The organism is Aureispira anguillae (assembly GCF_026000115.1).
GTDB classification, from domain to species: Bacteria; Bacteroidota; Bacteroidia; order Chitinophagales; family Saprospiraceae; genus Aureispira; species Aureispira anguillae.
Window position 1 is genome coordinate 6,162,623 of the sequence record NZ_AP026867.1, and the last position, 21,848, is coordinate 6,184,470.

A 21,848-nucleotide genomic window follows, 5' to 3' on the forward strand; every position below is an offset into this window, starting at 1 on the left:
ACTTTTTTATTTTATAGCTGTGATAAAAATTAACGGAGTATTAATAAAATATTCAAATGAAAAAAATAAAAGAACTACTGTTTATCCCTATTGTCATTTTATTGGTTTGGGGAGCGATCAAAATTTATAAAATACCTAGTCAAAGCAATGGAAGTCAGGCTCCTGATTTTGTAGGGTATATGGCAAACGGGGATTCTTTGAGACTTTCGGATTTTAAAGGGCAATTGGTTTTGTTAGATTTTTGGGGGAGTTGGTGTGGTCCTTGCCGTCAGCACAACAAGGGGCTAGTGAAGCTTTATCATAAGTATAAAAATACTACTTTTAAAGCCGAAGAAAAGTTTACTATTATTAGCATAGGAATAGAAACGGATAAAGAACGTTGGCAGGCTGCTATTCAAAAGGATGGCTTGGTTTGGCCCAATCACGTTTCTGACATTAAACGGCTTTATGACCATGTTGCCTTATTGTATGGAATCAGAGAGATTCCAAATACTTTTTTAATTGATGGCACGGGGCAAATTATTGGTGTTAATTTATTGACAGAAAATCTGGATGAATTATTGGCACAAAGGAGTCAAAAATAACCTGACTTTTATGAAGATAAAAAGCATTTTCTGACAAAATGTCTTTATTTTTGCGCTGGCAAACATTTTGACTAGCTCAAAGTAGCTCATTTTGGAAAAATGAGGAGATTATTTTATTAGCTAAAATCAGAAGATTTTAATTATAGTATATGAACAAAAAAGAAATTCCTGTTGACGGACCTGAAAAGGAAGAACATGTAGATAATTTGTCGACAGAAAATGGCAATGATAAGACAACAGAGGAAACTACTGTTGAGAATGACCTTAAAGAAGAGGATGCAAAAGAAGAAGAAGAAACGGTAGAAAATAAAAAGAGTAAGCTTTCAGACAAAGAGCGTCTAGAGAAGGAGCTAAGCGAAATGAAAGATAAATACTTGCGTATTTTTGCGGAGTTTGATAATTATCGTAAAAGAACCATTAAGGAGCGTCAAGATATTATAAAACTAGCTGCAAAAGATTCTTTAGGAGCTTTGTTGCCTGCTATTGATGACTTTGATAGAGCAATACGAGCTGCCAATGATAACGAAAATGAAGAAAAAATTCCAGAAGGAATTATTCTAATTTATAATAAATTATCAAAAGCATTAGAGCAGCAAGGAATCAAAGAAATGGTGACAACTGGACAAGATTTTGATCCTGAATTGCACGAAGCTTTAACAAAAATACCTGCGCCTTCAGATGAATTGAAAGGAAAAATTATCGATACCATCGAAAAGGGGTTTTATCTAAATGACAAAATCATTCGTTACGCAAAAGTTGTGGTTGGCGAATAAGTATAACTTCTTATCAATCAATAGTCCACTAATTTTTTCTTTTTCGCAAAAGATTAGTGGACTACTTATTAAATCCATGTCTAGTGATTTTATTTTTAGGGGAAGATCATTTGAAGTCAATGTTTCATGAACCTTATCAGAATAAAATTGGAGGCTTTGGTTTATTCCAAAAAAGTATAAGAATTATTAACACAAAAAAAAATGGCAGAAAAAAGAGATTATTACGATATTTTAGGGGTAAATAAGGGGGCTAGCAAAGATGAATTAAAAAAGTCTTATAGAAAGGTTGCTCTTAAATACCATCCAGATCGAAATCCTGATGACAAAGGGGCAGAAGCTAAATTTAAAGAAGCTGCCGAAGCTTATGAGGTACTTTCTGATGATCAAAAACGTGCTCGATATGACCAATATGGTCATGCTGGCGTCAACAATCAAGGAGGTGGTCAATATGGCGGATTTGGCAACATGGAGGATATCTTTTCTCAGTTCAGTGATATTTTTGGTGGAGGTTTTGGCAATAGAGGAGGAGGAAGACAACAACAAACTCGTGGGCAACGTGGTTCAAACTTGCGCATAAAAGTAAGTCTAACCTTAGAAGAAATTAATGAGGGGACAACTAAGAAGATAAAGGTTAAGAAGTATGTAGGTTGTAAAACTTGTGGAGGTTCTGGAGCAAAGGACAAAAATGCGGTTAAAACTTGTCATACTTGTAATGGTTCTGGTTATGTTCGCCGAGTTCAGCAGACTTTTTTAGGACAAATGCAAACCACTGCAGCTTGCCCAACTTGTCATGGCTCAGGAGAAGTTATTACTAGCAAGTGTTCTTCTTGTAAAGGTGAAGGGCGTGTTTATGGTGAAGAGATGATTAATTTAGAAATTCCTGCTGGTGTTAGTGAAGGCATGCAATTGTCTATGAATGGCAAAGGAAATGCTGGAATGAACGGAGGCGGTGCTGGTGACTTGTTAATCAATATAAAAGAAAAAGAGCACAAGCATTTTACTAGAGATGGTAATAATATACTTTATGAATTAGATGTCAATTTTGCAGATGCAGCGTTAGGGACAAGCCTAGAAGTTCCTACCTTGACGGGGAAAGTAAAAATTACCTTGCCACAGGGAACCCCTTCTGGGAAGATCTTCCGTTTGCGGGGCAAAGGGCTGCCTTCTATTCAAAGTTATGGAAAGGGAGACCAGCTAATTCATGTTAATATTTGGGTGCCAACTTCTATTAATGCAGAGGAGCGAAAAGCCCTAGAAATTATCCGAAAAGGGAAAAATTTTCAACCCAACGATGTTGACAAAAGAGAACGAAAAGGGCTTTTTGATAAAATGAGAGACTTTTTTGGGGGATAAAAAATAGATAGAATAGCAATAAAGAGGCTTCTGGTGTTTGTAACTAGAAGTCTTTTTTTTTGGAGTTCAATAACAAAGTTATGCTTAAATTTAATTTCTTATTTCTTTTCTTAATATCTTTTTGCTCCATTGGTATAGCACAACAAGATAACTTGCCTTTGGATAGTCTACAATACCTTATAGAGAGCACTAAAGAACCTTTGAGAAAAGCTAAATTATATGATAAGTTAGCGAGTAAATTCATTTATAAGGATACCGACAAAGCACTAGAATATGCTACTAAAGGTTTTGCGCTAGTTGCTAAAAAGGATACCAGTACCGTAGCCGATTTTCATAATCTAATAGGGGTTATTTTGGGAGAGTTTGGCAATGAGAAACAAATAAAGGAAGGTCTATTGCACTTAGATACTGCCTTGGTTTTGTATACCCAGTTGGATGATCAATTAGGAAGGCTTAAAATTCTTTCTAATCAAGGTGGTTTATATCGTAGTTTGTATAAGCATGATTTAGCACTGAAATCTTTTCATAAAGGGGTCTTGCTTGCTAAAGAATTAGGGGATACATCTGGTATAACTCAAAATTTATCGGGGATAGCAGGCGTTTATTTAGCGAAAAAGGAGGTGGATAAAAGCTTGGAGTACATCAAAAAAGCATACACTATTGAACAAAAATACACAAAGAATAAGGCAGATCTTGTTGCGTATACCTATAATATTGGGCATATTTATTATATGACAGAGGTCTTTGACTCTTCATTATATTATCTAAATTTATCGCTTAATTATCTAGGTAACAATAAAAACTCTTCTATAGAAGGAGTTATTTATGAAAGGATAAGTAGTGTTTATCAAAAACAAGAAAAATTAGACACAGCCATTTGGTATATAAACAAGTCCTTAAAATTAGCAGAAGATCTTAATAATGAAAGTTTAAAAGTTAAAGCATCAACGACCTTGGCTAAGATTTTTTTTCAAAAGGGCAATTGGGAAAAAAGTATTTTTTATGCTCAAAAAAATCTAGCTTCTGCCAAAGAATCGGGTAATTATATGCAACAAGCTATTAATCTAGAGGTTTTGACAGAAAGCTATGTTGCACTTAAGGATTTTAAAATGGCATATTCCTACCAATCTAAATTAGTTGAAGTGGAGGAGTTGTTAATGGACAAAAAGCAACGAGAGCATATTGATGAATTAGAACTGCAATATGAATCTTATAAAAAGGAGCAAGAAAATAAATTGTTGGCATCTGAAAGAGATGTACAGAAATATAAGGCAGAACGAAATGAACAATTTAGTTATGCTATGTTTCTTGCTTTAATATTGGTGGTTTTAATAGCTTATGGTGTTTATAAAAGAACTAAATTAGTGGCTAAGGAACGGACTACAAAATTGAAGCATCAGTTGTTGAGAAACCAAATGAATCCTCATTTTATTTTTAATGCATTAATTGCTATTCAGAGCTTTGTTTATAAAAATGAACCCAAAGAAACAGACAAATATTTATCCGCATTTTCAAAATTAATGCGAGGCATTTTAGAAAACTCTACTCATGAATATATTTCATTAGAGAAAGAGCTAAAATGGCTAAAAAGTTATTTTCAGCTGCAAGCTTTGCGGTTTGACCATGAATTTGACTACGAAATTGTTGTAGATCCAAATGTAGATATTTATAATACACTCATCCCTCCAATGTTAACACAACCGTTTATTGAAAATGCATTAGAGCATGGTCTAAAAAATATTGATTATAAAGGAAAGATTGATTTATCTTTTGAAGAAGAAAATAGCGCCTTAAAAATAACCATAAGGGACAACGGGGTAGGAATTAAGTTGGGGAATGCTGTAAAAAAGAAGGACGAGCACAATTCTTTAGCCACAGTGATTACAAAAGAGCGGCTACAATTTTTAAATAAAAAGGCTACTTCAAGGATTTATTTTGAAATAAACCCTTTGCAACCCAAAGGAACATTAGTCTCATTTAAAATTCCATTAAAATATACCTAAAACCAATGAGAGCATTAATAATAGATGATGAAAAACGAGCTAGAGAGTCAATTGCTAGAGCGATCCAATTGTATACGCCTCAAGTAACTGTTGTTGGTGAAGCTGCTGGTGTCCAAACTGCTGTTGCGGCAATTAAGAAACAACAGCCAGATCTATTATTCTTAGATATTCGCCTCAAGGATGGCAATGGTTTTGATATATTAGGGCAAATACCAACAGATGGATTAGCTATTATTTTTGTAACGGCATATAGCGAATACGCAATCAAAGCATTAAAGATTTCAGCAATAGATTATATCCTAAAACCAATTGATGCAGATGAGCTTGTTCTTGCTGTAGATAAGGCTGCCCATAGGCTCAAAGAACAAAAGTTAGAGGCACGAGTTGCTTTGTTTTTGGAACAAATAGAAAGCAAAGAACCAATCAAAAGGATTACGCTCAAAACAGTAGATAGCATACATATTATTGTAATTTCGGATATTGTTTATTGCCAAGGAGATAGAAGTTACACCACCTTTTATTTGTCTAACCATAAAGAAATTATGGTTTCCAAAAATTTAAGAGAGTATGAGGGCATGTTACCTATGGGGCGGTTTATTCGTACTCATCAATCGTACCTAGTTAATCTGGATCATATTGTTAAGTACGATAAAAGCAATAACGTAATCCTGACAACCAATAACTATAATATTCCTGTTTCTACTCGTAAAAAAGAAGCGTTATTAGAGGCTTTAAAAAATTTGAAATAGTTACAAAACTCCTATTGGCTCATTTCCTAGATGGGCTTTATTGTTATGTTATTCGTGCATAAATAGTATCGCTGTATGCGAATATAAAACTCCTCTCTGCACATTTCAATTCATCTTACTGCTTAGTAATTATTGCTTTATCTTTGTTTCTACAAAGAAATAAGGAGCGCTATTTATTGGTGTTTTTCGGACGTTTTGCTTCTCATTGAGCAAAGGGAATGAGTACTTTAGCGTATACAAAGTTTTGGCTAACCTAGAGCAATGTCAAGTAAATATGAAGAAACTAAAAAAAAACAAAGATTGGCTTAAAAAAATTGATGGAGATCTAATCAATCGATCCATTCCTAAACTATCTAATGCTGCTGAAAAAATAAATGAATTACTAGATCAAGATCTGGCTGCTTTGATAAGGGAATGTAATGCTTTAAAAAAAGCAGGTGATCGCAAGGCGTTTTTAGCGCCCTACACAGAGCTATTTACAGCAGTAGAAAAACGAGGAAAACCAGGAAAGGCTTATCACCCTTGGGACATCGTTAACGGAATTATCTATCCTGCAACGCAAGTAATAGCTGGTTGGTTAAAACATGGGCACAAATATCGAGCAGGAGAACTGCTGCCCCCTGCCACAGATGAACAATTACAAGAACTACAAAATCTGTTTCCAAAACAATCACTACCTGTTTGCTTCGTGCAATCGTATAAAATTTATGGTGGTATTGCTACACCCAATGTAAAACTTTGGGGAACAATGAGCTTGGCTCCAATTGATACAATAATAGAACAAACAAAAAATAGAAGTGCATTTCTTCAAGCCCAAGCAGCCTTGCCTTTTGGGCATGATGGGGCAGGAAATATATGGATGACCAAGTTGTCGTCAGAGTCCAAACAGCCCATCAGAGCTTTTGTTTATGATGTTAATCACGAAGAACCAAATTATGTGAGAAGCGTGGACAAAAGATTTTGTGATATAATCAATAAGAACCACCAACTAACAAGGTAGGGAATTGTTAGGCAAGGGTTTTAAATCTTTATAACCTCAGGAGCATACCGAAAATCCTTCAAAAGAGTAGGTATTACTATTTATAATCAACAAACTATGAAAATATTAAGGAGCAACTATCTTATTTTGTTAGGTACTATAATCGCTCTCATGACTTCTTGTGGCGGAGAGTCTGTCCCCAAAGATTTAGCATTGACAAAGGAGGTTAACTTTGCCAAATTTGATTTAAAAGCTAAAATCCCTGCGGATTGGGAAGTAGAGGAAGAGCTAAATTACGAAGATCAATTTAAGGGGTATTTGATAAAGGGAAAAAGGGATAGAATTAGGATAGAAGAGAATGTTGAAAACAACTGTTTTACGGAATCTTCTGTTGATGAATTTGCTCAATTTATGACAGCCCAAAATAGTGCCATCAATGCTAAGGTAATTCCAGAGGGTAAAGGTAGAACTCCAGATAAATTTACAAGTAAAGAGGTGTTAAAATATAAAAATGGGATTTATGGAGTACTATATAAAAATGAGTTTACTACCGAGGTAGATGGCAAAGACGAATTCGTAGAATATGAGGGATTGTATGTTTTTAACATCAAAAATAAAGCGGGAACATGTATTCAAATAGAGAACACTCATTATAATAATAAAGGAGAAACACTTCCTACCGATTTAAAAATAATACAGTCAATACATTAACTTGATTATGCTCATAATGAGCCTCCAACAGATAAAAGATTTTGGTTCTTTGATGAATCGTGTGGTAAACACTGAAAAAGGGTAAGCTTTTAACTACTTTTTAGCTTCGCTGCTACTTATTCCTTTAGTGCGCTATCGCTTATGAGTGAGTTCAGGCATGAGAATAGTTCGTGGTTTTAGAAGAAAGTAATAGGTCGTAAGTCGTATGTCCTGTATTTACAGGAACTAAGCATACGACTTACGACCTATTACTTATAACAAAAGTAGTAATAAGCGGGCAAGGTAGTTTACGATTCCACACCATTTGTCAAGAACCACGCTTTTTTATTAAGAAAAGACCCATTTAATTAAAAATCTGTTATGGTTATTTCATCAGCCATGATTTGTTCAAACCATGCAACAGGGCTTTGATACTTGTCTCCTGTTTGGGTATCACATTTAAAAAAGAGATAATACAACTGTAAGTTATCTCCCAATCGTTGTCTTAATTTATTTAATAATTCTTCTGATTTGTCTTTATTCCCTGCACAGTCAGCACACCAAGCATAATAGGCATCATCATGCAGTTCTATTACGTCCAAAACCGCTTGATCCGTAATATGTTTTTTAGCAAAATTTAAGGCATAGATAGCATGATGTTTAGACCAATCCGTTCGAGGTCGAGTTTGTTCTTCTAGATACTTGAACGTGTCATGAAGAATTGTAACTAAGCGAAGTTGTTGGCGTAGTTTGGCATTTTTAGTTGCCTTTTCAACATTTTGTAATACTTCATGAATATGGTAGATAACTTTGCCTTCGGGATGCCCTGGACGAGGTTCTCCCCAAAATGCACCCTCTTGCCAATATTTATCTTGTACAATTGTCTGTTCTAATACCGATTCAGGGCGGATATAAAGTGCAATCGTATTGCTATCGTTAGAAATAGAGTTTAATAACATCTCACTTGGGGTCCAAATTCGTTGACTAGTATTCATATGATTCTCTTTTATACAATTTAAACTATTTTTTAGCCAAATAGTTAAACAATATTTAAATTGCGAGTTATCTATAACAAAAATCTTACCAGTGTAAAATTTTATTTAATAAAATGTTAAATAGTAATTAATTTAACTGCTGTGGTTTTTGTTAAATAAATGATAGACAGTGTGTTGAGGGGTGTTTTTTGCTTTTTGTCTTTGGGTAAGTGTTATTATTAGTGTGTAAAATTGCTAACTAAAAAAGTTGAAGTTGATGTATCTTTTGTAGGTTAATTAATAATTTTTCCAAATTTTGTAATGTTATCATATTAGGACCATCAGACAAAGCTTTGTCAGGTTCAGGGTGTGTTTCTACAAAATACCCTTTAATGCCAATAGCAGCGGCAGCCTGTGCCAACAGAGGAGCATAACTGCGATTACCGCCACTTTTTCCGCCAGCTCCTCCTGGTTTTTGAACAGCATGAGTTGCATCCATAATAACAGGATAGCCATACTCCATCATATCCAAAATCCCAGTATAATCTACCACTAAATTATTATAGCCAAACATCGTACCTCTTTCAGTTAGCATAATCTGATGATTGCTGGTAGAGCTTACTTTATCGATAACATGTTTCATATCTTTACCAGATAAAAATTGTGCTTTCTTGATATTGACGATCTTATTGGTTTGTGCGGCAGCCAATAACAGATCCGTTTGCCTACACAAAAAAGCAGGAATTTGCAAAATATCAACGGTATTAGCTACCAAAGCAGCTTGTTGGGGCTCATGAATGTCCGTTAATAGAGGCAAGCCATAACTGTCCTTAACTTTTTGCAAAATAGCCAGCCCCTTCTCTAAACCAGGACCTCTGAAAGCATCAACAGAGGTTCTATTGGCTTTATCAAAAGAAGCTTTAAATATGATAACGAAATCCGTAAAGCTTTTCTGTAAGTTTTTTAATGTTTTTGCAACTTCTAGCACCAATTCTTCGGATTCAATAACACAAGGACCAGCAATTAGAAATGGTTTTTGTTGAAGTTTGGAATACAAATCCATATTTATTTTTAGTTTTTATCTAGAATTATAACAGGCATTACTCCATTGAAGAAGCCGAATATAAGATGTTTTTTGCAACTGTTCTCATGAGCATAGCGAACTAAAAAAAGCAAAAAACTATCTCACGAGTGTAACGAACCGACCTCAGGGAGCTCATAAGCGCTAGCGCACTAGCTAATTAACGGAGTATTAAACAGGATAAACCTAGTTGTTTTATAGTGACGATTATTTTATGTATTTAGTTGGAACAGCAAAAAAACAACGGCATTAACTACACTTTTTCATACAACGTGCTGCTGTTTTAAATTCTTCTGGAGGTAAGCCAGGAACTTCCATTATATTTTTTAGATATTCTACCGCTTTAGAGCAGTTTCCTAAAGAACAGTAAGCAATTCCAATGTCTAATAATATATAAGGATTATTGGGATTCAAGCGATCTAAGCGAAGGCTATAATTTAACCATTGTTGTGTATTAATTGGATCTTGCCCATTTTGATTGGCTAAAATTTTATAGCACATACCCAAATATTGGATGGCTTGTGCATAATTGGGATCAATGACTAGTGCTTGGTTGAATAGATGTATGGCTGTTCTGAAATTTTGTTGCTGCATAGACAAGGTTGCTTTTCCTACAATAGCACTAATATAATCTGGTTTGGCATTAATTGCTTGGCTATATTGGTAAGAGGCTTGTTGTATATAACTTTGACGCAAAGAATCAGTGGTTGCTACATTAAACGCAGAATTATTATAAATGTTACCCAATAACTCATGTCCTTTCCAGGGTTCTACTCCCGATTGAATAGAAGCTTTGGCACGATTAAAAGCAAGGTTAGTCTGTTTTAGACTTAAATAATAAGAGCCTGCTATGGCATTTTCATCGGTTTCTGTATAATCTGTTGGGCTATAGAGTGGATTAAATAGTTTGCTGATTAAATAAGGAATCGTAGCGCTTTTGATGGGAACCAATTCAGAGAAAATATCTTTGTTTCCATTGGCGGTAAAACCATATTGAGCAATTAGTGATTGATGTTGGGGGGTATTTTTTAAATAAATACAGGCAACAGGATCTACAAAAACTAAATCATAATTATCAGAAGCTAACAAATGCTTGTGCAATTTAGAAAACTTAGGGCGGAAAAGAACCACATAATCAAAATTTAGAGAATCGTCTTTTGCGTCAAATTCGCTAGGAAGAGCGGTCGTCTTAGCAAAATCAGCAAAAAAACTAGTCGGAAAAATATCTAAATCTCGCAAATCTATATAGGTTTTAAAATTGGGTTGCAATTTCCATAATAAATAAGCGGAGGTCAAATAATCCGAAAAACAGGTTCCTTTAATATGATGCTTTTCAATAAATTGTGTTGCTCCTGTAGGATTATGGCTGCTTAACACTTGCAAGCCATAGGTATCCCTAGAGGAAGTCCATTGGTGATATTTACCCGTTATAATAGAACCATAGAAGAATAGTCCTCCTGCTAAGAGTAATGGATAAATCCATTTAGCAGCTTTTATTCTATGGAAAAAAGCATCCACAGCGACTGCCATAATAGGAGCGGCGGCAAGCACAAAAAAAGGAATATTACGATAGGCTGTTGTACTCAAATAGAAAAGCATAAAAAATAGTAAACCATTACCCAATCCAAATTTTTGAATGTTGGTATTTAGCCAATCTAATGGAGCTGCTATAGGAGTTGCGGTAGCAACCTTTGACGTTTTTTTTCCCTTTTTGTTCTGATGATTACTTGGTTTTGAAGGGAGAGAAGCAGGAGGAATTACTTTTCTATAAATAAAAGGAACTAAAGCCACAAAAAGAAGGCTTCCCCCTAAGAACAGTAAATTTAAATAAGCTTGTTTTTCCCAATACGCAGCCTTCCAAATAGAAGCCAATTCGGTCGTGTATTGATTGTTGTCTAATTGGCTAAAAATTTCAAAGGGATGTAGCCACATTTGGTAGCCTCTAGGATTAATGACAACAACAGCTAAGGCTCCTAGCACAGCAATTGACAACAATTGAGGCAATTGGGGGCTTTGTCCTTTTTTTTGAGCATAAAAATACTGTACCCAACTAGCTCCCAAATAAGCTACCATTAAAACCATTCCTGTACCAAATGCCTCATGCATATTTGTCCAAAGCATTTGTAGAGGAATGAGCAATAGAATCAGTTTAGAAGGTTGGTAATAGTAGCGCCAGAAAAGAAACAAATAAGCTGCTACCATTGCATGGCTGGTCATTTCTGGTCGCCCAATCAATCGATAATCAATGGTGAAGAGTAGTAAAAAACCAGTCAAAATAAGCCCTGCAAAGGGTTTTTTTTGATAGTCGCTAAGATCCGCCGTATGCTGTTTAATTAGGTTGGCCGATTGATAAAAAAACGTGAGGATAAGCAAGGTAACCATGGCTTGAAAGACAAAAATAAATTCTACCCCAAAGCAATTTTTACCTAAGGTAATCAATACTTCAAAAAACCACTTAACATTGATCCACTCTACTCCTGCAAAGGTATAAGAAAAAGGATCGGATTTGGTCACTTCTCCATTTTCTAACATCCATTCTCCTGTACGATACATCCACCAAAGATCAGGTTCTCTTAATGCTTTTAGGCTGAGTACAACCCCAACCAAAATGCAAACGGCCCAAGCTATCCGAGCTATTGTTGATTGTTTGTTCATTATCGTTATAATTCTATTGGTTAATACGTCCGTGCATTTTTCAAGCAACATTGTTTATATTTCTTCCCACTACCACAAGGGCAAGGGGCATTACGCCCAACCTTGTTTCCTGTATAATTCAACATCGCCTTAAAGGCTACTTTTAGTCTGTTTTTAGTATCTTGCTGAAACACATGACAGAGCAATTCGTAGAGTTCTGGTTTGTTTTTTTGAAGCGATTTGGGGTGTTCAAAGAAGTACTCAGAAGCAACTGCAAAGAACTCAACAGAATTGGTAGCTCCGTAAGGATTCATTTCGGAATGCCCTTTTTTGATGCGTTCTGTTTCTTTGCGAATGATTTCCAACCAAGGAGCAATATATTGATGCTGCATAAATTGTTTGGGAATACCATCATAACTGCCATCTGCGGCATCTAATAAGTGAACAAACTCATGAATGCCAACATTTTTTTTGTCCGTAGGATTGGCAAAGCCTGCAATTAAAGCAGGCTTAGATAAAATCATAATCCCCTGCATCAAGCCTGTTCCAACCATTCCTGTTACGGTTCTGCCTTCTCCTTCAATTCTAAAATCTTTGGTAAATGGACCTGGGTAGATTAATATTTCACCCAGATTATCATATTCCCATTCTGGAAAGCTAAAAACGGGAATCTCAGCACTAGCAGCAGCTAAAACTAGTGTCACATCATCAATTTCGGTTTGAATTCCTGTTACCCTAGTTTCGTGCAGAAAAATTTGTATTTCTGTTTCAAAACGGCGTTTTTCTTCCTCGTTAAGAGCCTTATAAAATAGAACATATTTATCTAAAATTGCTCGCCATTTTTCGGGGAAAGGCATTTGTTGTAATTGCTTTCTATCTCGAAATTTTTTGGTGAAAATGCTATAAAAGTTGAAACAAGCTACTGCTCCAACGGCCAAAAGAATATAAAAAAGATTAGAAGATAAGTTATTAATATTGCTAATCACTAGAAAGTAACAAAGCCCAATTAATCCCGAAAAAAAGAGGGCTAGGAATTGATTAAATTGAGTTTTCTTTTTGGATAAGTGCATAGTTGCTATTCAATGGTTTAAATGGAAGGTGTTTTGTAAAAACAAGATAATCAAAATCTAATAAAAGTTGACTTTTAGACTCAAATTGATATTTTTTGAACAAAGACCTTTATCTTGTTGTTGAACTCCAAGTTCGGTTCGCTAAATTCAAAAACTTCTTGAACTTACTTTAATATAAGCGTATGATCCTCTATAACTTATTTAAGTTTTCTTTGTGGATAATGTACATTTGTTTTTTTAGACGAGTATATTATCTTAATGCCAACTATATTCCTAAGGATGAACCCTTGATTTTTATTTCCAATCATTCCAATGGTTTTATGGATCCCATTTTGATTGCTGCCATGCAAAAACGTCCTGTTTATTTTTGGGCGAGAGCCTCTGAATTTCCTGATAATTTAAAAGGAAAATTAATGTATCGCTTGCACGGTTTACCGATCTATCGAGTTGAAGAGGGGACGGAGAATATGCATAAAAATGAAGCGACTTTCAAAAAGACAAGGGAGCTGCTATATACGGGCTGGGATAGTGCCTTTATTGCTCCAGAAGGAAATTGTGTCTTGCAAAAAAAATTACTGCCTTTTAAGAAGGGTTGTGCTCGCTTGGCATTTAAAATGATGGAAGAAAAAAATTGGGGGATTGATGTTAAAATTTTACCAGCAGGAGTCAATTATACCTATCATGATAAGTTTAGAAGTGAAGTTTATACGAAATTGGGAAAACCTTTATCTGTTTTAAGCTACAAAGAAATTTATGAAAAAGATAAGGAGGAAGCTATTGCCCAACTTACCGCTGATATGAGAGTTGCATTGCGCAACCAAATGGTTTATATAGAGGAAGGAAATGAAGCGTTAACAGAAAAACTATTGGTGTTGCTACGCAATAATTTTACACGGGGTATTTTCCCGATGTATTCAGCCAATCCTGAACTTTGTGAGGCAGAACAACAGATGGCAAACTATGTTAATGAATTGGGAGAAGAGGAAAAAATAAAACTAGAAGAACAAGTAGATACCTATTATCAAAATCTAGAGGCTAAAGGAGCAAATGATTATGCTGTTGCTAATCAAAATAAGCGTTCTGTGTTTTGGCTGATGGTTGGCTTACCTTTTTGGATCATAGGAACATTGGTTGGACGTATACCACATATCCTTGCCCGAAATTTGCGAAATAAATTCGTTCCTTTTGCTGAATTTTCAACGAGTTTTGCGTTTACAGCAGCCTTTTTTATTTGGATTATCTGGGGGATACTATCGGTTGTTATTGGCGCATTTTTTATAGGCTGGTGGACTTTATTACTACCTTTTGGAATGATTTTTTTCCAGACGTATGCTTATCATTACCAAGATTATTATAAAGAATGGAGCTATTTAACTCGTTATAAAAAAGTAAAGAAAAAAGACGAATTAGAACAAGAACGTGCAGGAATCAAATGTCTTGGGAAAGATTATATGAAGTACGCTAATAAAGTACTTCAATAGTTTTACATTATTTCGTTAATTTTTAAAAACAAGTTAAGATTTGAAAATGTGCGACGAATCACGTTACACATTTTCAAATCATCAACGATCAATTGCTTAGTTACTTAAGTAGAATTGTACTTTTTAGTTATAAACCAGCCTTTGCCGAAATTTCTAACATTCTATCAATACAGCCACGACCTTGGTCGATAATGTCTTGTTCTAAGGTAACTTCAGGTAACTCATGCTTCATACACAAATATAACTTCTCCATAGTATTGAGTTTCATATGTGGGCATTCATTACAAGCACAAGTGTTGGTTGGAGGAGCGGGGTAGAACGTTTTGTTGGGAGACGCTTTTTCCATTTGATGAATAATGCCAGGCTCGGTGGCTACGATAAACTCATCAAATTCACTTTCCTTGGTATATTTTAACAAAGAACTTGTAGAGCCAACATGATCTGATATTTCCAATAAATGCGCTTCACATTCTGGATGAGCAATTAGTTTTGCTTTGGGATGTTGAACCTGTAGCTTAACAATTTTTTCTTTGCTAAAGATTTCGTGTACCATACAAGAGCCATTCCACAACACCATCTCACGTCCAGTTGTTTTTTGAAGATAGGCACCTAAATTTTTGTCAGGAGCAAAAATAATAGGCTGATCTTCTGGAATACTGTCAATGATGTGTTGAGCATTGGTAGAGGTACAACAAATATCAGTCATTGTTTTTAGTGCAGCCGTACAGTTGATATAACTAACCACAACATGATCTGGATACTTTTCTTTAAATTTCTTAAAAACAGGAGCAGGACAAGAGTCTGCCAAAGAGCAACCTGCCTTTAAATCTGGTAACAATACCTTCTTAGATGGATTGAGCATTTTTGCCGTTTCTGCCATAAAATGTACTCCTGCAAACACAATGATATCAGCATCGGTTGTGGCGGCTTTTTGTGCCAGTCCTAGGCTATCTCCGATATAGTCGGCAATGTCCTGGATTTCGCTTTCTTGGTAGTAATGCGCTAAAATAATGGCATTTTTTTCTCTTTTTAGCTGCTCAATAGCAGCAACCAAATCAAGCATAGGGTCCACTTCTAAGTCAAGAAATCCCTTTTGATCTAGGTTTTCTTTTGCTTGTGTTAAACCTTGCATAACATTTTTGATTTATAATAGTTATATAATGTATAGTTTGTTTGCTTTTAAAACTAAGTCTTATTTTAATATTTAAACTAAGTTGTTGCTAAAATAGTTCCCTTCTATTAGAAATAAAACAAAGTCTAGTGTTTTCTTTGTATTAAGATACAAAAAAGTGATTGTTGTTCTTAAATTATCGGGTAGGGAGATTATAAAAGTAGGTCTTCAATTATAACTATTATTGGGGCGTGATTGTTTGATTAAATCTTGTATAAAGGATAGATTATCATAAACTAGACAGAGAATAGGAATGTTTTCAACAGAAAAAGAGGGGTAATGGCTGTTGATTGCACTGCTATTTTTTCCAGATGAATTTTCCTTTTTTCCACAGCAAAGTAAGGATGTTTTTCCCACTTTCCTTAAAGATTAGCTTACATCGATCAAATTCAACTTGGACATTCTGCTCAGGTAGTTGGTTGTAAAAATACATTCCTAGACTACCTTTTTGGAGTTGAGGGGCATATTTTTCAATTTTAGCCAAAAAATCATCTGGTAGACATTCCAATGTTACATCTTTCCATTTATTGCTGTCCTTTTGGTAAATTTTAAACCCAAAATCATTACAGCCAATCGGATCTATTCCTATCGTGTTTGATATTTGGACATCATGTCGATCAAATTGCAGTTCTAAAACCCAAGAATGATTCTTCTCATCTAAAAAACGATAATGAAAACTTTGCTGAATTTCTTCTATGGCACGATTTTCAAATCCTCTTGAAAAAACCACTAGATTTTCACGAATATTAGCTTGTTGATAGACTCGCTCGTTGTTTATATTATTAACAAATAAAGAAGGGTTAATCTTTTTAACGGTACGAGGAAGTTCTTGAGAAAGCACAAGAAAGGTAGGTAATAACAATAGTATGGTAAAGAGTTGCTTCATAGTGAGGGATAAAATAGGAACAAATAATAATTTATAAAAAGGATTGTTTGGAGCCTCTCCAAACAATCCTCTATAAATCAAAGATAATGCCTTTGTTGAATCTAAACAAAATAAACTTAATTGATTAAGTTACTGGCTTTTTTACCTCCCCATTCTACCACTGTATAACCTTGACGGCTGATCGAGTTAAGTTTTTGACTAGGAATATGGATTGGTGTTTCTAGTGGTCGGTAGACCATAAAAACCCGAATAAGTGTTTCTGGGGCAGGGGTAATTTCTAAAGGAGCATTTTGAGCATATTCATCCGTAGAAAAATGAATTAAATTATAGGGATTTTTTTCTAATTCGGGAAGCCAGTACGAGACAAAATCGGTAGCTTCTCTTCTATTTAATCCCATCAAAGCTAGCTTTTCATCTAAGAAATCAGCAATTTCTTCTCCTTTTACAACAAAGCCTTTATCTAGAGTGTATTGAAAATCGCTTTGTCCTTCCCAAAATAAGTAACTAAACTCTTTTCCACTGGTACGATCGGTCAAAATACCAGAGGGTTCAGCAGTTATATTCCAGCCTATATGGCTTGAATACTTAGGGTAAGTATGTGTTAATTGTCCTTTAAAATGGACTTTGACATTAATGTTTTGTGTTGTTTCAGGATAGAGATAAATAATAGGTTTTCGGACAGATTCAGGATCAATAGCAATTTCATTATTTTTTTTGAATGATTTGGTATACAAGCGATCTAGATTTGTCCAAACATTAAACGCTCCAACACGAATTCCTTCATAAAACCGAATTTCTAAGATCCTTTTTCCAGAAGGAATATGAGTACCCACGAGAACACCACTGTAGGGTTCTCCATTTAACAACAATGGTCGGCTAAATACGCCCGTTTCTTCCATGTTGGCAAAAGGCGATATTGCTTGGTACTTTAATGTTTTTTTATTCTCTTTTGCTATATATTCCTTGAACCCTAAGCCCAGTTTATGATTAAAGGCTTCTAGGCTAGCTTTTTTATTTTCTTTTTTGTGGCAGATGATATTGTTGTTAACAGGATCATAAGTCCACTTCTTGAAATAAAGCCCTTCTTGATATTCTTTTAGTTTTTCATTAAATAGAGCAAGGGTCTCTTTTGTAGAATTAAAAGAACTTTTCATCATTAAGGCAGAGGCAGAAGGAGCAGTTCTAGTGGTATTATAATCGGGTTCGGGGGAGCAACTATATCCTATACTTATGATTAGCAATGTTTGGGTTAGTAGGAATTTATAGTTTGAAAATATATTCATGTTAATCTTAATTTAATTGTTGTGGCGCTTAACAATACAACTATTGAAATGGTCTTTTAATTTAGCTATTCCATGATCAAGAGAGTTGACCTGCTGAATATTGTAACGATCACAAACAATATCAACATTGCCCTTTCTCCAAAAACCTTCTGGACAATGAACCAGACATTTTTTAGATTGAGCAAATAAACCTAACTCCATAAGAGTAATAGGGGATTGCGTATCTGACTCAAAATGAAATAAAATCAATTCCGCTCGATCAAGTGCATCCAACTCCCAATCTACTTGTTCTTTAAAAACAGGATTGTTGATAGACTGCTCCCAAGAACTATCCCATGATGTTCGTCTGGGATTCCATATGATTATGTCAAAATTAAGGAGATTGTTACCTACATAAGCCTGCCAATCTTTTGCTTTGCCCATTTCAATACTCCCCGCTAGAAAAACACTTCTTTTGTTTGGTTGATATGCCAAACTTTGAGGAGGTTTAATTATTGTTGCCATGTATTTATTTGGTTTTTTTTGCATTTTTTGCAATATAATTCGCAGCGTTTTAAAAAAGTAAAAAAACGCTATTAATTTTTATTTTATTTTTTGAAATTTATAAAATATTAACTTAAAGTAAGATGCTTAGTGTATGGAAATCCATAAAAATGATCTATAATTTGAAATTTACCGATCCATTTATAAAAGGGAATAGGTAGTAATTTTGTCACAAAGTTTAGAATCAATGCTTATAAAATAACTATGCTGCGGTCAATTATAGTGTATTTTGGATTTAAATTTGTTTTTTTGCGATTGCAAATCGCAATCATTTGTTGATTTTTTCTCGTAATACTTCGTGGATTACTTGATGCAGCCCCATTGATACAGTAAACGAAACTGCTCATGGACTACGTTTATGTAATTTATAAGGAGTACTGTTTTTAGAAATCTACAAAATGTTGCTCAATTTGTTAATTCATTTATAGATAGAATAAAAATAATGGCAGGACAACTTTTTTTAATCCCTACTCCCTTAGGCGAGGGGATGATCACACCACTTCCCGCTTACCTACTTGAGCAAGTGCATCAAATTGATGTCTTTATTGCTGAGCGAGGGAAAACAGCTCGGCAGTTTTTAAAAGCAATAGAAACGCCTATTCCTTTACAAACAATGACCTTTTTTGAATTAAATAAGCGAACGGATCCAGCAGATATAAAATCTTTTCTGGCGCCTGCAATTAATGAAGGAAAAAATATAGGGCTTTTATCAGAAGCGGGCTGTCCTGGAGTTGCAGATCCTGGTGCGCTAGTGGTTCAACTGGCACATAAGCGAGGCATTAAAGTTGTTCCTTTAGTTGGTCCTTCCTCTATATTATTAGCCTTGATGGCTTCTGGGATGAACGGGCAACAGTTTGCTTTTCATGGCTATTTGCCAATAAAGAGCCCTGAACGAAAAAAGGCACTCAAGGACTTGGAACGTCAATCTGCCAAAAAGAATCAAACTCAAATTTTTATAGAAACGCCATATCGTAATGATGGTTTTGTGGAAGATGCGTTATCGGTATTGCAACCTCAAACTTTGTTTGGTATTGCTACAGATATAACCTTACCTACAGAGTATATTTGTACGCAGAGTGTGCAAGTCTGGCGAAAAAAAGAAATTCCAAAATTGCATAAACGTCCTACTATATTTTTATTGTTGGCTAATTAAAAAATAAAATGATGTACCAAAAACTATCTATACTTTTCTTACTCTGTGTATTATCCGTTTTTTCTTATGCTCAAGAGTTGGATGAAGATGCTGAAATAAAATACATCAAAAAGATGTACACCAATATTTTAACAAAAAGTCCTTCCCATGATTGGTTGCATTACCTTTGCAAACAGGTTGGAGGGAGACTCGGTGGGTCACCAGAGTATGCAGCAGCTGTAGCTTATACATCACATATGCTAGATACGATTGGCTGTGACACGGTTTGGACACAACCTGTTGAGGTACCTTACTGGCGTAGAGGAGATGTTGAAAAAGCCAAAATTGTTAATTCAGAGCACCTAGGTACAGTGGAATTAGCTGTGGCTGCACTTGGTTTTTCTGGCGGAACGGATGCTTTAGGGGTGACAGGAGAAGTTGTTGAAGTTAAGAATTTTGAAGCTTTAGAAGCCTTAGGAAAAGATAAAATAAAAGGAAAAATAGTCTTTTTTAACCGCCCAATGGACATTACTAAATTGAATACTTTTCATGCTTATGGTGGGGCTGTTAATCAACGATCGGCTGGTCCTAGAAAAGCTGCCGAGTTAGGTGCTATAGGAGCAATTGTTCGTTCTATGACCGTAAAAGAAGATAATATACCTCATTCTGGGGTAACTTCTTTTAATGATCAAGAACCAATTCCTGCTGTTGGAATTGGTCTGAAAGATGCCGACTTATTAAGCGATTTGCTAAAAAAAGAAGCTAAGGTTAAGATCAATCTTCAATTAAGTTGTGCGCATATGGGGACACGAGTGGCACAGACTGTTGTTGGTGAAATTAGAGGAACCGAAAAGCCAGATGAGATCATTTTGGTTGGAGGACATTTAGATTCTTGGGATATAGGAGAAGGAGCACATGATGATGGTGCGGGATGTGTTCAATCCATGGAAGTTTTACATTTGTTCAAGCGCATGGGAATTCAGCCTAAACATACGATTCGTTGTGTTTTATTTGCCAACGAAGAAAATGGATTATTTGGTGCTACAGAATATGCAAAACAAGCAAAGGCTAAAGGCGAAAATCACATTGCAGCGATCGAATCGGATGCAGGTGGGCATGTACCAAGTGGTTTCCGTATGGATGCCGCTTCTAACATTGCTAAAAAGAGCTATGAAAAAGTCAAAAAATGGCGCACTATTTTTGCTTCATTGGGAGTGTGGGATATTCAAGCGGGAGGTTCTGCGGCTGATATTTCAAGATTAAAAGACCAAGGAACCGTCTTGTTTGGTTATCGTCCAGATAGTCAACGGTATTTTGATTTTCATCATTCTCAAAATGATGTATTCGAAAATGTGCATAAAAGAGAACTACTACTTGGAAGTGGCGCTATGGGGGCTTTAGTTTATTTGATTGATAAGTACGGGATAAAAGAATGAAAAAAATAACCCAAAGTACGTTGTACTCCTTTTTAGCAGGATTAATACTAATAATTCAGATAGGAGGTTGTGGTATTGAGAAGGTGTCTTATTCTTCTCAGATGCATACTTTGCCAACAGATTTAGTACTATCAGACGTTTGTTTTATTAATCCAGATACAGGCTATGTTAGTGCAGGAGGAATCTTTACAGCAGGTCTTATTCTAAGAACTCAAGATGGTGGAACTACTTGGGATACCTTAGATACCTATCCTACAGGAGTGAATAGTTTATCGTATCAGAATGGTATTTTTTCAGCTAGTGAATGTGGTCAAAAATTACATACTAGTTCGGATTTTAATACTTGGTCTTTTGAGTATGTTTCTGCTGGGTGGTGGGGCTGGCACAAGCATATTCGATTAGCAGATAATCAAGTTTTACTAATAGGAGGAGAAAATCTTGGGAGAGGATTTATGCATCATTATGCCCCCAATCAAGGCACGATCACGTTGAGAGATACTTTTGATTATGAATTGCGAGATATAGAAGTAACGGATAATAGAACCATTCATGCTGTTGGATATGGGCTTATTATGAAATCTACAGATGAAGGACTTTCTTGGATTGTTAGCGAGATTACAGGCGATTTTTTTAGAGGAGTAGATTTTCCTAATGATGATGTTGGTTATGTGGTAGGAGAATACGGAGCAGTTTACAAAACGACTAACCGAGGAGATACTTGGAAGGCTTGTCGAGCTGCCAATTCTATTTTTGCAGACCAAAATAAGTTGCTTCGAGATATTGCTTTTTGGGATGAAAATACTGGTTTTTTGGTGGGCACAAACAATTTGGTTTATCGAACAACCAATGGAGGCAAAACTTGGAAGTTGATCCAAAATTTAGATGGTTATGCCGATTTTACTTCTATCCGAATCCAATATCAAAAGGCTTACCTAACAGGAAGTCAAGGAAAGTTGCTAATTATTGATTTGGAATAGTTTTTTCGATAATGGAGTTTGTATCCATTTTTCTAAGCCGAATATTCAA

Annotated in this window: 19 protein-coding genes; 11 read left to right on the forward strand and 8 right to left on the reverse strand. The window is 35.3% G+C overall.

What is annotated here, in order from left to right:
• The first annotated feature begins 56 nt into the window (after positions 1 to 56).
• From AsAng_RS24125 to AsAng_RS24155, 7 genes are all read left to right on the forward strand, one after another.
• The gene (locus tag AsAng_RS24125; protein WP_264789672.1) at positions 57 to 584 is read left to right on the forward strand and encodes a TlpA family protein disulfide reductase; all 528 of its coding nucleotides are present in this window, start codon (positions 57 to 59) and stop codon (positions 582 to 584) included.
• A gap of 149 nt (positions 585 to 733) precedes the next feature.
• Positions 734 to 1,357 (forward strand): nucleotide exchange factor GrpE, encoded by a 624-nt coding sequence (locus AsAng_RS24130; protein WP_264789673.1) that lies wholly within the window; start codon positions 734 to 736, stop codon positions 1,355 to 1,357.
• Between the two features lie 201 nt (positions 1,358 to 1,558).
• A complete protein-coding gene (dnaJ, locus tag AsAng_RS24135; protein WP_264789674.1) occupies positions 1,559 to 2,710 on the forward strand; it encodes a molecular chaperone DnaJ in 1,152 nt (383 codons plus the stop codon).
• An 80-nt stretch (positions 2,711 to 2,790) separates the two neighbouring features.
• The gene (locus tag AsAng_RS24140) at positions 2,791 to 4,713 is read left to right on the forward strand and encodes a tetratricopeptide repeat-containing sensor histidine kinase (protein WP_264789675.1); all 1,923 of its coding nucleotides are present in this window, start codon (positions 2,791 to 2,793) and stop codon (positions 4,711 to 4,713) included.
• 5 nt (positions 4,714 to 4,718) lie between these two features.
• Positions 4,719 to 5,462 (forward strand): LytR/AlgR family response regulator transcription factor, encoded by a 744-nt coding sequence (locus AsAng_RS24145; protein ID WP_264789676.1) that lies wholly within the window; start codon positions 4,719 to 4,721, stop codon positions 5,460 to 5,462.
• A 274-nt stretch (positions 5,463 to 5,736) separates the two neighbouring features.
• On the forward strand, positions 5,737 to 6,462 hold the full coding sequence (locus tag AsAng_RS24150; protein ID WP_264789677.1) for an SMI1/KNR4 family protein: 726 nt from the start codon (positions 5,737 to 5,739) through the stop codon (positions 6,460 to 6,462).
• A 96-nt stretch (positions 6,463 to 6,558) separates the two neighbouring features.
• Positions 6,559 to 7,152, forward strand: coding sequence for a hypothetical protein (locus AsAng_RS24155; RefSeq protein WP_264789679.1), 594 nt, complete (start codon positions 6,559 to 6,561; stop codon positions 7,150 to 7,152).
• Positions 7,153 to 7,499: 347 nt separating this feature from the next.
• On the opposite strand, the gene AsAng_RS24160 is transcribed toward AsAng_RS24155, so the two are convergent.
• From AsAng_RS24160 to AsAng_RS24175, 4 genes are all read right to left on the reverse strand, one after another.
• The gene (locus AsAng_RS24160; protein ID WP_264789680.1) at positions 7,500 to 8,126 is read right to left on the reverse strand and encodes a hypothetical protein; all 627 of its coding nucleotides are present in this window, start codon (positions 8,124 to 8,126) and stop codon (positions 7,500 to 7,502) included.
• Positions 8,127 to 8,364: 238 nt separating this feature from the next.
• Entirely contained in the window at positions 8,365 to 9,168 is an 804-nt protein-coding gene (kdsA, locus tag AsAng_RS24165; protein ID WP_264789681.1) for a 3-deoxy-8-phosphooctulonate synthase, read from the reverse strand.
• 267 nt (positions 9,169 to 9,435) lie between these two features.
• Positions 9,436 to 11,841, reverse strand: coding sequence for a tetratricopeptide repeat protein (locus AsAng_RS24170; protein WP_264789682.1), 2,406 nt, complete (start codon positions 11,839 to 11,841; stop codon positions 9,436 to 9,438).
• A gap of 20 nt (positions 11,842 to 11,861) precedes the next feature.
• Complete coding sequence (locus AsAng_RS24175) at positions 11,862 to 12,890, reverse strand: zinc-dependent peptidase (RefSeq protein WP_264789683.1); 1,029 nt, start codon at positions 12,888 to 12,890, stop codon at positions 11,862 to 11,864.
• Between the two features lie 182 nt (positions 12,891 to 13,072).
• Between AsAng_RS24175 and AsAng_RS24180 the strand changes: the two genes are divergently transcribed.
• On the forward strand, positions 13,073 to 14,371 hold the full coding sequence (locus AsAng_RS24180) for a 1-acyl-sn-glycerol-3-phosphate acyltransferase (RefSeq protein WP_264789684.1): 1,299 nt from the start codon (positions 13,073 to 13,075) through the stop codon (positions 14,369 to 14,371).
• 127 nt (positions 14,372 to 14,498) lie between these two features.
• On the opposite strand, the gene nadA is transcribed toward AsAng_RS24180, so the two are convergent.
• The 4 genes from nadA to AsAng_RS24200 form a co-directional block, all read right to left on the reverse strand.
• Entirely contained in the window at positions 14,499 to 15,503 is a 1,005-nt protein-coding gene (gene nadA, locus AsAng_RS24185) for a quinolinate synthase NadA (RefSeq protein WP_264789686.1), read from the reverse strand.
• A gap of 337 nt (positions 15,504 to 15,840) precedes the next feature.
• A complete protein-coding gene (locus AsAng_RS24190) occupies positions 15,841 to 16,509 on the reverse strand; it encodes a hypothetical protein (RefSeq protein ID WP_264789687.1) in 669 nt (222 codons plus the stop codon).
• Between the two features lie 35 nt (positions 16,510 to 16,544).
• Positions 16,545 to 17,711: a hypothetical protein gene (locus tag AsAng_RS24195; RefSeq protein WP_264789688.1), complete on the reverse strand. Its 1,167-nt coding sequence runs from the start codon at positions 17,709 to 17,711 to the stop codon at positions 16,545 to 16,547.
• 12 nt (positions 17,712 to 17,723) lie between these two features.
• Complete coding sequence (locus AsAng_RS24200) at positions 17,724 to 18,215, reverse strand: nucleoside 2-deoxyribosyltransferase domain-containing protein (RefSeq protein WP_264789689.1); 492 nt, start codon at positions 18,213 to 18,215, stop codon at positions 17,724 to 17,726.
• A 481-nt stretch (positions 18,216 to 18,696) separates the two neighbouring features.
• On the opposite strand from AsAng_RS24200, the gene AsAng_RS24205 reads away from it, so the two are divergent.
• The 3 genes from AsAng_RS24205 to AsAng_RS24215 are packed head-to-tail and all read left to right on the forward strand — an operon-like array spanning position 18,697 to position 21,799.
• Entirely contained in the window at positions 18,697 to 19,407 is a 711-nt protein-coding gene (locus AsAng_RS24205) for an SAM-dependent methyltransferase (protein ID WP_264789690.1), read from the forward strand.
• An 8-nt stretch (positions 19,408 to 19,415) separates the two neighbouring features.
• Positions 19,416 to 20,822: a M20/M25/M40 family metallo-hydrolase gene (locus AsAng_RS24210; protein ID WP_264789691.1), complete on the forward strand. Its 1,407-nt coding sequence runs from the start codon at positions 19,416 to 19,418 to the stop codon at positions 20,820 to 20,822.
• The gene (locus AsAng_RS24215) at positions 20,819 to 21,799 is read left to right on the forward strand and encodes a YCF48-related protein (RefSeq protein ID WP_264789692.1); all 981 of its coding nucleotides are present in this window, start codon (positions 20,819 to 20,821) and stop codon (positions 21,797 to 21,799) included. Before AsAng_RS24210 ends, AsAng_RS24215 begins: the two co-directional genes overlap by 4 nt.
• The last annotated feature ends 49 nt before the right edge of the window (positions 21,800 to 21,848 follow it).